Annotated in this window: 14 protein-coding genes; 6 read left to right on the top strand and 8 right to left on the bottom strand. The window is 70.7% G+C overall.

Going from position 1 to position 14,936, the window contains the following annotated elements; genetic code table 11:
- Positions 1-47 precede the first annotated feature (47 nt).
- The 5 genes from M2437_RS18775 (at position 48) to M2437_RS18755 (ending at position 5,598) form a co-directional block, all read left to right on the top strand.
- Entirely contained in the window at positions 48-707 is a 660-nt protein-coding gene (locus tag M2437_RS18775) for a 3-oxoacid CoA-transferase subunit B (protein ID WP_253388348.1), read from the top strand.
- 171 nt (positions 708-878) lie between these two features.
- The gene (locus M2437_RS18770; RefSeq protein ID WP_253388347.1) at positions 879-1,286 is read left to right on the top strand and encodes a hypothetical protein; all 408 of its coding nucleotides are present in this window, start codon (positions 879-881) and stop codon (positions 1,284-1,286) included.
- 130 nt (positions 1,287-1,416) lie between these two features.
- On the top strand, positions 1,417-1,785 hold the full coding sequence (locus M2437_RS18765) for a hypothetical protein (RefSeq protein ID WP_253388346.1): 369 nt from the start codon (positions 1,417-1,419) through the stop codon (positions 1,783-1,785).
- Positions 1,786-1,824: 39 nt separating this feature from the next.
- A complete protein-coding gene (locus M2437_RS18760; protein ID WP_253388345.1) occupies positions 1,825-3,207 on the top strand; it encodes a PepSY-associated TM helix domain-containing protein in 1,383 nt (460 codons plus the stop codon).
- 60 nt (positions 3,208-3,267) lie between these two features.
- A complete protein-coding gene (locus M2437_RS18755; RefSeq protein WP_253388344.1) occupies positions 3,268-5,598 on the top strand; it encodes a TonB-dependent receptor family protein in 2,331 nt (776 codons plus the stop codon).
- Between the two features lie 136 nt (positions 5,599-5,734).
- Here the strand turns inward: M2437_RS18755 and M2437_RS18750 are convergent, their stop codons facing one another.
- From M2437_RS18750 to guaA, 5 genes are all read right to left on the bottom strand, one after another.
- Complete coding sequence (locus tag M2437_RS18750) at positions 5,735-6,649, bottom strand: DUF6925 family protein (RefSeq protein WP_253388343.1); 915 nt, start codon at positions 6,647-6,649, stop codon at positions 5,735-5,737.
- Positions 6,624-7,439 carry an ABC transporter ATP-binding protein gene (locus tag M2437_RS18745; RefSeq protein ID WP_253388342.1) on the bottom strand — a complete coding sequence of 272 codons (816 nt, stop codon included), beginning with the start codon at positions 7,437-7,439 and terminating at the stop codon, positions 6,624-6,626. Before M2437_RS18745 ends, M2437_RS18750 begins: the two co-directional genes overlap by 26 nt.
- The gene (locus M2437_RS18740) at positions 7,436-8,476 is read right to left on the bottom strand and encodes a FecCD family ABC transporter permease (protein WP_253388341.1); all 1,041 of its coding nucleotides are present in this window, start codon (positions 8,474-8,476) and stop codon (positions 7,436-7,438) included. Before M2437_RS18740 ends, M2437_RS18745 begins: the two co-directional genes overlap by 4 nt.
- Positions 8,473-9,306 (bottom strand): ABC transporter substrate-binding protein, encoded by an 834-nt coding sequence (locus tag M2437_RS18735; protein ID WP_253388340.1) that lies wholly within the window; start codon positions 9,304-9,306, stop codon positions 8,473-8,475. Before M2437_RS18735 ends, M2437_RS18740 begins: the two co-directional genes overlap by 4 nt.
- 212 nt (positions 9,307-9,518) lie before the next feature.
- The gene (gene guaA / locus M2437_RS18730) at positions 9,519-11,084 is read right to left on the bottom strand and encodes a glutamine-hydrolyzing GMP synthase (protein WP_003603047.1); all 1,566 of its coding nucleotides are present in this window, start codon (positions 11,082-11,084) and stop codon (positions 9,519-9,521) included.
- A 169-nt stretch (positions 11,085-11,253) separates the two neighbouring features.
- On the opposite strand from guaA, the gene M2437_RS18725 reads away from it, so the two are divergent.
- Positions 11,254-11,481 carry a hypothetical protein gene (locus M2437_RS18725; protein WP_003603049.1) on the top strand — a complete coding sequence of 76 codons (228 nt, stop codon included), beginning with the start codon at positions 11,254-11,256 and terminating at the stop codon, positions 11,479-11,481.
- 186 nt (positions 11,482-11,667) lie between these two features.
- Here M2437_RS18725 and M2437_RS18720 read toward each other — a convergent pair whose 3' ends face one another.
- The 3 genes from M2437_RS18720 to M2437_RS18710 form a co-directional block, all read right to left on the bottom strand.
- Positions 11,668-12,279: a phosphatase PAP2 family protein gene (locus M2437_RS18720; RefSeq protein ID WP_309247837.1), complete on the bottom strand. Its 612-nt coding sequence runs from the start codon at positions 12,277-12,279 to the stop codon at positions 11,668-11,670.
- Between the two features lie 108 nt (positions 12,280-12,387).
- Positions 12,388-13,416 (bottom strand): alpha/beta hydrolase, encoded by a 1,029-nt coding sequence (locus M2437_RS18715; RefSeq protein WP_015951355.1) that lies wholly within the window; start codon positions 13,414-13,416, stop codon positions 12,388-12,390.
- Between the two features lie 135 nt (positions 13,417-13,551).
- Positions 13,552-14,901, bottom strand: a complete 1,350-nt coding sequence (locus tag M2437_RS18710; protein WP_253388338.1) for an RsmB/NOP family class I SAM-dependent RNA methyltransferase — start codon at positions 14,899-14,901, stop codon at positions 13,552-13,554.
- Positions 14,902-14,936 lie beyond the last annotated feature (35 nt).

Here is a 14,936-nt window from a genome sequence, read left to right as displayed (position 1 = left end):
GCGGATCGTCGCTCCGAGGATGCGCCAAACGAGGGAACGTCAAGACTATGGCCTGGACCCGTGAGCAGATGGCGGAGCGCGCCGCCCGGGAGCTGGAAGACGGCTTCTACGTGAATCTCGGCATCGGCATTCCGACGCTGGTGTCGAACTACATCCCCGAGGGCATGTCGGTGCAGTTGCAATCCGAGAACGGCATGCTCGGCATGGGGCCGTTCCCCTACGAGGGCGAGGAGGATCCCGACCTCATCAACGCCGGCAAGCAGACCATCACCGCGCTGCCGACCACGAGCTACTTCTCCTCGGCCGACTCGTTCGGAATGATCCGCGGCGGGCATATCGACCTGTCCATCCTCGGCGCGATGCAGGTGGCGCAGAACGGCGACCTCGCCAATTGGATGATCCCCGGCAAGATGGTGAAGGGGATGGGCGGGGCGATGGATCTCGTTGCCGGCGTCAAGAAGGTCGTCGTGGTGATGGAGCACGTCGCCAAGGGCAAGGACGGCTCGGAAAGCGCAAAGCTCCTGAAGGCCTGCGACCTGCCGCTGACCGGCACCGCCGTGGTCGACATGGTCATCACCGATCTCGGCGTCTTCACCATCGACAAGAAGGGCGATGGCTGCATGACCCTGGTCGAACTCGCCGACGGCGTCACCGAGGACGAGATCCGCGCCAAGACCGAAGGCGCGTTCACCGTCGCCCTGAACTGAGACGCGAGGGCCGGCAGGGGAGGCGGCCCGTTTCGGGACGCCTTCCGCGCTCCTCGGCCGGGCATGGCTAAGCAGGCATTAATCGGGATCGTCGAAAGCTTCGCATCGACCGGACGGCGCCGTGAGAGCGCGCCGGTCGGGGAGCTTTCCGCGATACGAAGGTACCTGTGTATGCGTAGCGTTCCGGGAACGGACAACGTCATCCCCTTCCGTCGGCCTGCGGCCGCGCGGCAGGGCGCCATCAACGCGGCATTCGGAGCGGGCGAGCCTCCCCGCAGCCGCTCGAGGAGCGACCAGCGCAACCTGATGGATGCGGTCTATGCCACGGGCAGCCTACGGGTTCCGGCGGGCGACCGCGAGACCAAGCTCATCGCCTCGCGCCTACAGGTCTACGGCTTCCTGACGATCGAGGAGATGGACGAGGACGGCGCGCTGCGCCGCCTGCGTCCCTCCGAGGCGATCCGCGCCCGCGCCGAGCGGCCTTGGCGCCTGTCGAAGGCGAGCTACGGTGCGAGCCTCGCGGTGACGATCCCTTCCGTCGATGACTTCCTGTTCGAGCCGGCCGGCATGCCGGTCTGATTCCGCCGCCGCAGGACGCGCGTCACCCGCGCGCGTCCACGTTGACCGGGTGCACCGGGCTCTTGTTTTGCATCATCTACTTCCGAAAGCTGGTAGCCACCTTTCGGGATGATGCTCTAGAAGCATGGCCATGCGCCAGCGCCCGCACCGATCCGTGCACGGCCGCGCGATCATCGGGGTGATCGCGCTCTACGCGCTTGTCTTCCAGGCTTTCCTCGCGGCTCTCGCGCCCGCCCTGCCGCGCCTCGACGGCGGCATTCTCTGCGCGGAGCATCTTACCGCCTCTGGCACGCCGGCCGACGACGAGCAGCCCTGCGGCCACCACGCCTGCTGCACGCAGGTCCAGGCGGCCCATTTCTTCCCGCCGGCACAGGTCGCGTCCGCAACCGCCCTCTGGCCGCCGCGCGCCGCCCCCGTGCCGTGGCGCGCTGCGGCGATGATCCGCGCCCGCGCACCGCCCGATCAGGGCACCAGTCCCCGAGGTCCGCCCGCCGCCTGAGACGATCGCTCCGATCCCTCAGACGCGGATTTCGAACCCATGCCTCCCACCCTGTCGGGCACCGCCGGTTTCACCGCCGCGGCGGCTTTGCGCGTCTCGCGCGATGCGGTCTATCGTGCCTTATGGCGCTGGCACTTCTATGCTGGCCTGCTCTGCCTGCCCTTCCTGATCCTGCTCTCGGCCACCGGCGCGCTCTACCTGTTCAAGGCCGAGATCAACGCGACCGTCTTCGCCCACCGCACGGTGGTCGCATCCTCGGGCCGAGCCCCGCTCGGGCCCGACCGCCTGATCTTCAACGCCATGCAGGCGGTGCCGGAGGGCAACCCGCTCTCCTACACCGAGCCCGCCGGCCCCACGGCCTCGGCCCTCGTCACCCTCGCCGAGGGTGGGGGCAAGATCCTCGTCTATCTCGACCCCTATAGCGGCGACGTGCTCGATCGCGTCGCCGCGGATCGCGAGTTCTTCGGGATCGTGCGCGGCCTGCACAGCCTCACCCTGTTCGGAACGGCGGCAAACGCCCTGATCGAGATCGTGGCCGGGTTCGCGATCATCCTCGTCGTGACCGGCGCCTATCTGTGGTGGCCGCAAGGGGAGGGACAGCGCCGGGGACGTGCCGTGAGCCTGCGCGAGACGCCGCGACGCCGGGTCTGGTGGCGCGATCTTCACACCGCCACCGGCCTATTCGCCGGGGCGGGACTGCTGTTTCTCGCGCTCACTGGTCTGCCCTGGTCGGTCTGGTGGGGGCAGGAATTGCGGGCGTGGTCGAACCGGGCCGGGCTCGGCCAACCGACCCAGCTCTGGGCCGGCAAGGCTGTCTCCACCGTCCCGCTGGGCGCGCGCCTGGAGAGCGCCGGCTGGGCGCTCGAAGACGCCTTGATGCCGCAATCGGCCCCCTCCGGAGCGCCGTCCCTCGGCATCGACCGCGCGGTCGCGACCCTTCGCGACATGGCTCTGCCTGGGGGCTTCGAACTGGCGCTGCCGCTGGGCGAGACTGGCGTCTACGCCGCCTCCGCCTATCCGCGCGAGGTCACGGGTCAGCGCATGGTCTCCCTGGACCGCTACAGCGGACAGCCGATCATCGACGTGCACTTTTCCGATCTCGGTCCCGTGGCGCGGGCGATCCAGTACGGCATCGGCATCCACAAGGGTGAGTTCTGGGGGCGGGCGAACCAGTTCGCCATGCTCGCCTTCTGCCTCGGCACGATCCTGCTCTCGGTCACCGCTGCGGTGATGTGGTGGAAGCGCCGCCCGGCCGGACGAATCGGCACGCCGCCCTGGCCGCGGGACCGGCGCGTCGTCGCCACCGTCACCGGCCTGATGCTTGGCCTCGGCGCCCTGTTCCCGCTGACCGGCCTCGCGATCCTGGCCCTGCTCGGCCTCGACCTTGCTGCCCAAGGCCTGCGCCTCGCCGCGCGGACCTGACGCCTATCATTCGCGGGCCCCTGCAGCCCGCCCCGATCTCACGTCGCCACGAGCCGTCCCATGCGTTCCCACCCCGCCGCGCGCCGTGCCGCCTGGCTCCTCGCCGCTTCGCCGCTGGCCCTATCGGGTTTGGCCGCGGCCCAGACCGCCGGCGAGTCCGTCACCCTGGAGGAACTTGCCGTCACCGGCGAGGGAACGCCGCAAGGCCAAGCGGCGGCTGGGTCCGGTGCGCCGGGCTTCGGGGTCTCCGGCCCGCCGGGCGCGGCCGCCCTCGGCATCGAGCGCCCGACCGGGCAGGTCGTCACCGCAATCGGGCGCGAGGGGACGATCGCCAACCGCCCCGCCACCTCCATCGGGACGGTGCTGCTCGACAGCCCCGGCGTGACCCTGCGCCAGGGCAATGGCGGGCGCGACGTGGTGATTTCGATCCGCGGCAACAACGCCCGCGCCACCGGCGTCACCCGCAACATGGTGGTGCTGGAGGACGGCTTCCCCGTCACCCAGCCCGACGGCGCCTCACGCTTCGATCTGGTCGATCCCCGCGCCTATTCACGCATCGACGTGTTCCGCGGGCCGCAATCGGCCCTGTTCGGCAATTTCGCCACCGGCGGGGCGCTGGCCTTCCGCACCCGCACCGGCCGCGAGATCGACGGCTACGAGATCGGCGTCGATGCCGGGAGCTTCGGCTATCTCAGCAACTACTTCAGCGTCGGCGGCGTGAGCGGTCCGTTCGAGATCAGCCTGTTTGCCAGCGACGTGCGCGCCAACGGCTATCAGGACCATTCCTCCTACGACACCCAGACGATCAACCTGCTCGCGAGCTACACGCCGAGCCCCGACAACCGCTTCACCCTCAAGGTCATCAACAACGAGGTCACGGCCAACATCCCCGCCCGGTCCTCGCTCGACCAGTTCCGCACCAACCCGTACCAGCGCGGCTGCGACGCGGCGGCGACGGCAGCCCCCGGCTGCACCACCTTCGCCCTCCTGGCGAACGGCGCCTTCGGCCCGCGGGTGCCGGTGACGGCGAGCGAAGGGGCGTTCCGCCGCGACGACCGGCGCACGATCATCGCAGGCCGCTGGGAACACGACCTCGATGCCCAGACCGCGTGGCGGGTGCAGGTCGGCTTCGACGAGCGCAACTACAACCAGCCGTTCTACACGACCTCGGGACGCGGCAGCCTGCCCTCCTATTTCGTGCAGACAGACCTGACCCGCCGCGGCGAGCTGTTCGGCCTGCCGGCCGTCGGCAGCGTGACGCTCGCCTACAGCGCGGTCGATATCGCGGCATCCGTCTACAACCGCGCGCCCTATGGCGGCGCCCGCCTCGGCACGCTGATCGGGTTGCAGGAGGCGCTGCAATCGAATCTCGGCGGCCGGGCCCGGCTCGAACTCGAACTCGCGCCGCAATGGACGGCCGTGGCCGGCCTCGGCGCGGAGGAATCGAGCATCATCGGGCGCAACCGCACCTTCGCGACGACGGCCGCCGGCACCGTATCGACCCTGGCGCAGGCCGACCGCCGCTTCCTCAACGTCGCGCCGGAACTCGCCCTGGTCTACCGGCCGGATCCGGACTGGGCCCTGCGCGGCCGGGTGGCCACCGGCTACGCGACGCCGTCCTTCTCCAGCATGTTCGTGAACGCGACCGGCCTGCCCGGCAACAACACCGACCTGAAGACGCAGGAGAATCTCGGCTTCGATCTCGGCACCGACTTCATGCCCCTGCCGGGACTACGGCTCAGCCTCACCGGCTTCTACGAGTTCTTCCACAACGAGTTCGTCACGCAGTCGCCGGGGGCAGGCCTGCTGAACTACACCTTCAACGCGCCGGCCTCCGAGCATCGCGGCATCGAGGTTGGGGTAGATTGGACCTTCGCTCCGGGCTGGCGCGGGGTGCTGGCCTACACGTTCGACGATCAGGTCTACACCGATTACGTCGAGCAACTCAGTGCCGCCGCGCTCACCGCCCGCTTCGACCGGGCCGGCAACCGCATTCCCGGCGTACCGGCCCATCAGCTCCTGGCACGGATCGGCTACGACGTGCCGGCCGGCGCCTTGGCCGGGCTTGGCGGTTTCGCCGAGGTGGTGGCGCAGGACGGCTACTTCATCGACAACGCCAATTTCCTGAAGGTGCCGGGCTTCGCGATCCTGAACCTCAACATCCACTACGCGGCCCCGCTGCCGAACGGCTACGCCCGGCGGATCGACCTGTACGGCGAGGTCCGCAACGTTCTCGACACGACCTATGTCGGCTCGGCCAACCCGCTGGCGAACACGCTCAACGCGGCGACCGGTGCCCAGAACGGCCGCGCCGCGCTCGCCGGCACAACGGGCTCGATCTTTGCCGGGCCCCCGCGCACGTTCGTAGCGGGGATGAAGCTGTCGTTCTGACGGTCCGCCGGCCGGCGCGGGACCGCCCCGGCGCGGGCTTCTCCCGCGCCCCGCCTTCGGGTGCCTGAAGCGAGGGCCGGGTCAGACCTGTGCGTCGGCCCCCTCGTCCGCGTCGCCCGCCCGCGCCTCGACATCGTCACCGCGCAGAGTCACCGCGCAGAAAGTGCGCCTGGAGATCGGCGACGCGGCGGACCGATCGCGCGTGTTTGGGCGAGACGGGTTCCAGAGGAGCCAGTCCCCGCTTGATCGCCAGGAGGTCAGGGTCGCCCCAGCGTTCGAGCAGCGCCTGGAAGGCGGCATGGCGGGCGGGGTCGAAGGCGATGCGGCGGCCCATCCCGTCCTTGTAGGGGTGGGGTGGGTAAAGCCCGCCGCAGGGCACGAAGCCGCCGGGGATCGGCGTCGTCGCCGCATGGGTGCGCCCGGCCCGCAGGAGCTTCGGCAGAACGTGCGTGTGCGGTCCCTCGGGGCTTGTGCCGCCGGGACCGGGGATCGGCGCGTAGACCTCGATCCGCCCGATGCGGGTGCAGAAGATCCGGTGCGGGCTCATCGCTGCGAGGTGCGGGCCGATTGGGTTGTCGGTGGCGAAGACCGGCTTCCCGACCCCCACGCGCAGGCGGGCGATGGTGTCAGGGTCGCTCGCGCGTACACAGGCATCGACGGCCCGCAGCCCGAGCCCGAGATCGAACAGGATCGCCGCGCGGTCCTGCTCCCGCACCGCCTCCCGGTCGGGACCGAGTTCAGTGACGACCGTTCGCCCGCTCATGGCGCAGGCGGAGTCGGGCAGGCACAGGGCCACGGCGTGGTTGTAGCCGCCGGAGAATCCGGTCTCGTAGGCGACCGGCCTGAGGCCGGGGCTGAGCGTCAGCGCGATCGCGCCGCGATCGGTGGCGAGGCCCATTCGCGCGTCCGGCAGGGGCCGCACCGGCTCGTCGTCGTCGCGCATGAACTCGGCGATGGAACCGAAGCTGCCGAGGCTCCAGGCGGTGCCGGCATCGTGGAGCGCAGCGCGCAGCAGGCCTTCGACCTCAGACGGGTCGGGGGTCGGCGGCATCAGTTGTCTCCTTGGCTGTCGCGCGGGCCCAGGGCAGGATGTAGGGCGTGCCGTCGGCTGCCTGTCCGCGCCAGACCGTGACACCGAAGGTCGCGGCCAGACGCGCATCGGTGAGCGCGTCCTCGGGCCGCCCGTCGGCGACGATGCGCCCGGCCTCCATCACCACGATCCGGTCGCAGCAGCGAGCGGCCAGCGTGAGATCGTGCAGCACCGCCACCACGCCCGTCCCACCGCGGGCGATGTCGCGGAGCAGGGCCATGGCGTCGAGCTGGTGGGCCGGGTCGAGGGCGGTGATCGGCTCGTCGGCGAGCAACCACGCGGCCTCCACCGCGAGCGCGCGGGCGAGCAGCACCCGCATCCGCTCGCCGGAGGACAGCGTCGGCTCGAAGCGCTCGGCGAGGTCGGTGATACCGGTCGCCGCCATGGCGCGGGCGATGGCGGCCGCATCGGCATCCGAGAGGCCGGCAAAGGCGCGGCGGTGGGGCAGGCGGCCGAGCGCCACGATCTCGCGGACCCGCATCGGCCAGCCGACCCCCGCCCCCTGGAACAGGGCGGCGATCCGGCGGGCGCGGGCCTCGCGGGAAAGGCGGTCGAGCGGCACGCCGTCGAGGGTCACGCCACCCTTCACCGGGGGAAGGAGGCCGGCCAGAACCCGCAGCAGCGTCGTCTTGCCGGCCCCATTCGGCCCGACGAGGCCGACGAGGCGGCCGGGTTCGAGCGCGAGGCCGACGCCGGACAGGAGGGCGCGACCATCGATGGTGAGATCGACGGCGTGGGCGCACAGGCTCATGCGGGCCGCCCCCGGTTCCGCAGCAGCAGGACGACCAGGAACGGCGCGCCGACGAGGGCGGTGACGACGCCGAGCTTCAGCTCGGGCCGGGTGGCGAGCAGCCGGACGCCGAGATCGGCCGCGAGCACCAGCACGGCTCCGGCGAAGCCGCTCGGCCACAGGCTCGCCCCTGGCCGGCCGCCGACCCACGGCCGCACGAGGTGCGGGACCACGAGCCCGACGAAACCGATGGCGCCGCTCACCGCAACCCCGCTGCCGACGGCGAGCGCCGCCCCCGCGATCATCCGCAATCGGACCGAGGTGAGATCGAAGCCGAGGCTTGCGGCGGTGTCCTCGCCGAGCGCCAGGGCATCGAGCGCGGCGGCCGTCGAGAGCATCAGCGCCCAGCCCAAAGCCATCAGCGGCAGGCACAGCAGAACGTGATCGAGGCTGCGGTCGGCCAGCGATCCCATCAGCCAGAACACGATCTCCAGGGCCGCATAGGGGTTGGGCGACAGGTTGAGGGCGAGCGCAGTGAGCGCGCCCGCGAAGCTGGAAAGCCCGACGCCCGCCAGGATCAGGCCGAGCGTGCCGCTGCCGCGTGCGGCGAGGCCAATCAGCAGAACCGCGGCGCAGGCCGCCCCGGCAATGCCGCCGAGGGGCAGGGCGAGGCCCACGCTGCCGGCAAGGCCGCCGTAGAACACGATCACCGCGCCGAGGGCCGCTGCCGAGGAGATGCCGAGGATGCCGGGATCGGCCAGCGGATTGCGCAGGAAACCCTGCATCACCGCCCCGGTCAGGCCGAGGCTGAAGCCGACGAGCCCGCCGAGCAGGGCGCGGGGAAGTCGCAGCTCCCACAGAACCAGCGCAGCCAGGGTCTCCCGGCCGGCGATCCGGTCGCCCACCGCCGCGACAAGATCGAAGGGTGCGTAGCCGACCGCCACCGAGGCCAGCGTGAGGAACACCGAGGCGAGTGCGAGGGCAAGCGTGAGTGGGGCCGGGCGCGCCGGTCGGAACCGCCGCGTCGGGCGCTCGGTGCGGAGAAGAGGGGCGTTCACGGCCGCTCTGCCCTTTGCCGAGCCGCCTCGGCGAGGCGCATCACTACCTCGGCGACCTGCGGGCCGGGGCAGGTCCACAACCGGTTCGGGATCGAGACGACGCGGCCCCGTTGCCGGAGCGCGACGAGGACCGGATGGTGCAGCAGCGTGTCGGCGAGCGAGGGAGTGCCGGGCTCGGCTTGGTCCAGCACGATGACATCCGCATTCGCCAGGGCTGCGGCCTCCAGCGGCACCTGCCCCAGACGGTCGCGGCCGATTTCGGCGGCGACGTTGACAAGCCCGGCAGCGCGGATCAGCGCATCGCCGAGGCTGCCGGGCGCCATGGTGAAGGCGTTCGGGTGCATCACCAGGGCGCGCAGCGGCTTTTCCGACGGCGTGACCGCGGCGAGGCGTGCATCGAGATCTGCGACCATCGCCTCGCCGCGCTCCGCATGGCCCAGAGCGGCGGCTACGGTGCGGATCTGCGCGCGCACGCCGTCGAGATCAGCCGGCACGCCGAGTTCGAGCACGGGGAAACCGGCGCGCTTGAGCAGGGCTACGGTGGTCCGCGTGGTGAACGCGCCCACCACGACGAGGCCGGGCCGCAAAGCCACGATCTCCTCCGAGAGGCCGCGGATCACCGGCAGGCCCTCGGCCCTGTCCGCCACGAGCGAGCCGCGGGGATCGCGGGCGAACCCGGTGATTCCTGCCACCTGCGCCCGGTCGGCGAGGCGCAGGACCAGTTCGTCCGCGCACAGGTTCATCGAGACGACGCGCGTCGGCATCGCCGCGGCGAAAGATGCGTGCGGCAGGAAGGTCAGCAGCAGGGTGAGGGCATGGCGCAGCCGCATCACGGGCTCAGAACGAGGTCAGTCGAGCCCCGCAATAGACCTCGGGCCCCGGCCCGAGGAAGCGGAATAGGTTCTGGTAGCCTTCGTCGATCAGCACACACTCGATCGCCGCCTCGCCGAAGCCGGCCCGGTTCTCGGCGTCCCAACGCAGTTGCTGGCATAAAGCCGCCTGCGCCGACCAACTCGAGACCGAGCCTCTCAGCGATCCGTTCTCACTCCCACTCGATCGTGCCCGGCGGCTTCGAGGTGATGTCGTAGGTCACCCGGTTGATGCCCTTCACCTCGTTGATGATCCGCGTCGCGACGCGGCCGAGGAAGGCCATGTCGAAGGGGTAGAAGTCGGCGGTCATGCCATCGACCGAGGTGACGGCGCGCAGCGCGCAGACGTGGTCGTAGGTGCGCCCGTCGCCCATCACGCCCACCGTCTTCACCGGCAGGATCACCGCGAAGGCCTGCCAGATCGTGTCGTAGAGGCCGGCCTGCCGGATCTCGTCGAGATAGATCGCGTCGGCCTTGCGCAGCGCCTCCAGCTTCTCGCGCGTGATCATCCCCGGGCAGCGAATGGCGAGGCCCGGTCCGGGGAAGGGGTGGCGGCCGACGAAGCTCTCGGGCAGGCCGAGCTCCTTGCCGAGCAGGCGAACCTCGTCCTTGAACAGCTCGCGCAGGGGCTCCACGAGCTTCATGTTCATCCGCTCGGGCAGGCCGCCGACATTGTGGTGGCTCTTGATCGTCACGGAGGGACCGCCGGAGAACGAGACGCTCTCGATCACGTCCGGATAGAGCGTGCCCTGGGCGAGGAAGGCGGCGCCGCCGATCTTGCCGGCCTCAGCCTCGAACACGTCGATGAACAGCCGGCCGATCGTCTTGCGCTTCACCTCGGGGTCATCGACGCCCTCGAGCGCGCCGATGAACAGATCCTGCGCCTGCACGTGGACGAGGGGGATGTTGTAGTGGTCGCGGAACAGGCGGACGACTTCGTCGCCCTCGCCGAGGCGCATCAGGCCGTGATCGACGAAGACGCAGGTGAGCTGATCGCCGATCGCCTCGTGGATCAGCACCGCCGCGACCGAGGAATCGACGCCGCCGGAGAGGCCGCAGATCACCTTTTCCTTGCCGACCTGCTCGCGGATCTTGGCGATCGCCTCCTCGCGGTAGGTGCCCATGGTCCAGTCGCCGGAGCAGCCGGCGATGTCGCGCACGAAGTTGCGGATCAGCAGGGCGCCGTGCGGGGTGTGGTGCACCTCCGGATGGAACTGGACGGCGTAGTAATGGCGGGCCTCGTCCGCCACCGCGGCGAAGGGCGCGTTGCGCGACATCGCGATGGTGGCAAAGCCGTCCGGCAGCTTCGTCACCCGGTCGCCGTGGCTCATCCAGACCGGGTATTTCTCACCCGCGTGCCAGACCCCCCGGAACAGCGGCGAGTCCGAGACGATCTCGACCTCGGCGCGGCCGAACTCGGCATGGTGGCCGCCCTCGACCTCGCCGCCGAGCTGGGCCGCCATGGTCTGCTGGCCGTAGCAGATGCCGAAGACCGGCACGCCGGATTCGAAGATTTTTTGCGGGGCGCGCGGCGACAGATCCGTCGTCACCGATTCCGGGCCGCCGGAGAGGATCACGCCCTTGGGCCGGTGCGCCTCGAAGGCGGCCTCGGCCTTCGTGAACGGCACGATCTCGCAATAGACGCCCTCCTCGCGCACGCGGCGGGCGATGAGCTGCGTCACCTGGGAGCCGAAATCGACGATCAGGATCTTGTCGTGGTGGGAGGTATCGATGGTCATGCTGCCTCGGGCCTTCTGCGATACCGGTTAGACGAGGCCTCGGAACGGCGCAACGCGCCTGGGGTCAGGAGGCACATGCGGCAGCCCTCAAGTCGGTGCCGTTAATCTTACGTTCACGGTTTCGGGGCGACACGGCACGCCCCTCGAAACGGACAGGAGCCATCCGACCATGAGAGCAGCCCTCTTCGGAATCGCCGTCACGATCGCAGGTTTCGGCGCCGCCGCGCCGGCCCAGGCCCTTCCCCTTTCCGGCGCCGCCCCGCTGACGGACGGACTGTTCCAGCAGGCTCAGTACAGCCGCCGCGTCGTCCGCGGCCCGCGCTGCCGTACCGTCGTCACCAAGCGCCGTGGCCGGTTCGGCCGCGTGGTCATCACGCGCGAGCGCCGCTGCTTCTAATCACGACGCCTGATTCAAAACGATGAGCGGCCCCCGGAGACGGGGGCCGTTTTCATTTGGCGGACCCGCCATCGCGCGGAGACGATATCCGGGGATCGTCCGCGTCGGACGGGGAGTCGCGATCCCGACCCTTGAGCCTGATCACAGCTGCGGAGCGGGGCTTTGCCTCGACGAACCGTGGTCGATTCAGCCGTGTCGCCGGGCCTCATCCGTGAAGGGGCAGTGACTGACGGCTTCGGCCGCGACACCGATCACGGCTCCGGCCAGGACATCGACGGGAAAATGCGCGCCGCGTATGACCTGGACGGCCGCGATGGCGGCCGCAGCGCCATAGGCCGAGGCCGCGGCGTTGGGATAGGCGCGCGCCACCGATCGCGCCACGGCCACGCTCAAGGCGGCGTGCCCCGAGGGGAAGGATTGCCAGGGGCCGTTGCTGGTCCCAGGCCGACCGCGGGCGTAGTGCCCCTCGTCCATGAACACGTTGGGACGGGTGCGGTGGACCGTCCGCTTGATCGTCGTCTTCACGAGGCTCGCCACAAGGCCCGCCGTGAGCATGTTGCGTCCCGCATGCGCGAGTCGGCGGTCACGGGCGACTAGGCCGAGGGCCAGGGCCGTCGCCGATAACGCGAACAGAGCCTGCCAACTGCCGATTTCGCTGGCCGATCCCATGGCTTGGATAGCCGGACGATCCTTCCCCCGCGCGAGCGAGAGGCCGGAAGCGACGTCGGCCGCCTCGATGCCAACGGCCAATTGCGTGGCTCGGGCGCGGATCGAATGTCTCGGTGTCTTCGCAAGCATGGCCCTAAACGCCCGGGATCGGCAATCGTTCGCGGCACGAGACGCGCCCGCGAGAGAGCTTTCGCACCGTGGCCGATCGGTGTCCGCGTGGGAGCGATCGCAGCGGCGCTACGACTTCAGCAGGCCATGGCCGCGCATCCAGGCCATGAACAGGGCGGGCCAGGCCGCCGCGGGACTGCCGGGCACGCCGAGCCCGAAGCCGTGGCCGCCACGCTCGAACAGGTGCATCTCGGCGGGCACCTTCGCCGCCCGCAGCGCCGCGTACATCAGGAGCGGATGGTCGGTCACCGCGATCCGGTCGTCGGAGGCTTGGACCATGAAGACCGGCGGGGTGCGCTCGTTGACCTGCACCTCAACCGAGTAGGCCCGTCGCCGCGCATCGGGCGGGTCGTCGCCGACGAGCACCCGGCGACTCGACATGGTCCGGTCGAACGGCGCCCGCATCGTGACGATCGGGTAGATCAGCCCGGCGAAGGAGGGGCGGGCGCTCAGGCCGTCGGCCTCATCGGTATCGTCGTAGAGATCCTGCTCGGCATCGGTCGCGGTCACGCCCATCAGGTGGCCGCCGGCGGAGAAGCCGAGCACGCCGATCCGGTCGGGATCGAGGCCGTATTCCTCCGCCCGCCAGCGCACGAGGCGCATGGCCCGCTGCGCGTCCTGGCGCGGCGCGTCGGGGCCGTCGCGCCATTCCTCGCTCGGCAGGCGGTAGACCAGCACGAAGGCGGTGATGCCGGCGCGGGCCAGCCATTGCCCGACCGGCAGGCCCTCGTTGCCGATGTCGATGCGCAGATAGCCGCCGCCCGCCGCGATCACGATCCCGGCTCCGTTCGGGCGCTGGGGGCGGATCACGAGAAGACAGGGCCGCACCACGCCGGTGATGACGCCAGTCAGGGTCTCGTCGAACCGGTATTCCGACCGGAACGGCCCGCCGCCGCCCGGCGGCAGGTCCGGCCACAGATCGATGATTTCGAGGTCGGAGCCGGGCGCGGATTTCGGCAGGGGCTGGACGACTTCACCGGTCTGCGGACGCACCGGAAGACGCACGGCCGGGGGTACGTCCGCCCCCTGCGCCCGCGCCTCGGCCCCGGTCAGCACCGCCGCCGTCCCCGCGAGCAGGGCTCGCCGGTGCAACGTCATGGTCTCGGCCTCGCCGTCATCGAAACTCCCGCCGCGGCAATGCGCAGGAATCTCGTCCGTGGCGGCTGCCCCGGCATGTCCCCCGCGCGGTCCCGGTGAACAACGGGATACGCGCGCAACTGATCCGGCCTCGGATCAGCTTTTGCGTGTCATTGTCGCGACATAGAAACCGTCGGTGCCGGTGAGTGCCGGGCTCATCTGGATGCCGCGGGCCGTCTTACGGACCTTCTCGTCGAGACCGGGCACGGGCGCGAGATCGGTGGCCACGGGCCGGATCGCCCCGCTGCGCTGGAGCAATCCGTCGACGGCGGCGTCGTTCTCCTCGGGCAGGAGCGAGCAGGTGACGTAGACGAGGGTTCCACCGGGGCGCAGCAGACGGGCCGCCCGGTCGAGCACCTCGGCCTGCTCGGCGAGCCGGCCGGCGAGGCTGCCCGGCCGCAGGCGCCACTTGGCATCCGGGTTGCGGCGCCACGTGCCGGTGCCGGTGCAGGGCGCATCGACCAGAACCCGATCGACGGTGCCGTCGAGATCGGCCAGCACGTCGGCGCGCGCCTTGCCGGTGCGCGGCGTGCGCACCTCGACCTGCGCACCCGAGCGGCGCAGGCGCTCGTGGATCGGGGCGAGCCGGCGCGGATCGGCATCGGTGGCGATGATGTGGGCGGCGTTGCCGGTGATCGCGGCGAGCGCCAGCGACTTGCCGCCCCCGCCCGCGCAGAGATCGACGATGGTCTCGCCCGGCTTCGCCCCGGCGAGCAGGCTCGCGATCTGCGAACCCTCGTCCTGAATCTCGAACCCGCCCTCCAGAAACAGCGGATCGACATGGAGCGCCGGGCCGCGCCCGTCCTCGCCGAGCGGGATGCGCAGGCCGAGGGCGGAGAGCGGCGTCGTCTCGGGCGAGAGGTCGACGAGCGCCGCGAAGGCCTCTTCGCGGCTCTGTTTCAGGGTGTTGACGCGGATATCGAGCGGGGCCCGGCGGCCGAGCGCCCGCAATTCCGGCAGCAGCGCATCGCCGAGCAACGCGGTCAGCGACGGCAGCACGAAGGCCGGCGCATCGCCCGCGACCTCGGGCGGCGCGTCGGCAAGGCTTCCCTCCGCCAGTCGCTTGCGCTCGTCCTCGGTGAGGGGAGGGGGCGCGAAGCGCGCGCCGTCGAACAGCGAGGCGATGCTGGGCTCGGCCAGACCGCGCTGAAGGCGCAGCATGCCGATCACGATGGCCCGGCCGGTCTGCGCGCCCATCACCCAGGCAGCGGAGGCCCGGCGCCGCAGCCCATCATAGACGAGGCTGGCGATGGCCGCGCGGTCGCCGGACCCGGCGTAGCGGTGGGCGAGCCCCCAATCCTTGAGGGCGTCGGCGGCCGGACGGCGGCGATCGGCGATGTCGTCGAGGATCTCGATGGCGGCGGAGAGGCGGGCGGAGGGGGTCAGGATCGGCTCCGGAAACGTTTCGTTAAACTTGCCGTCTTGCGGCCACGCTTGGACCCGCAACCCGACACGATAAGGCCGAGCTTCCGGCACTTTGG

It is taken from the genome of Methylorubrum pseudosasae (assembly GCF_029504475.1).
GTDB lineage: Bacteria > Pseudomonadota > Alphaproteobacteria > Rhizobiales > Beijerinckiaceae > Methylobacterium > Methylobacterium extorquens.
This window is presented reverse-complemented; position numbering and strand designations above follow the sequence as displayed.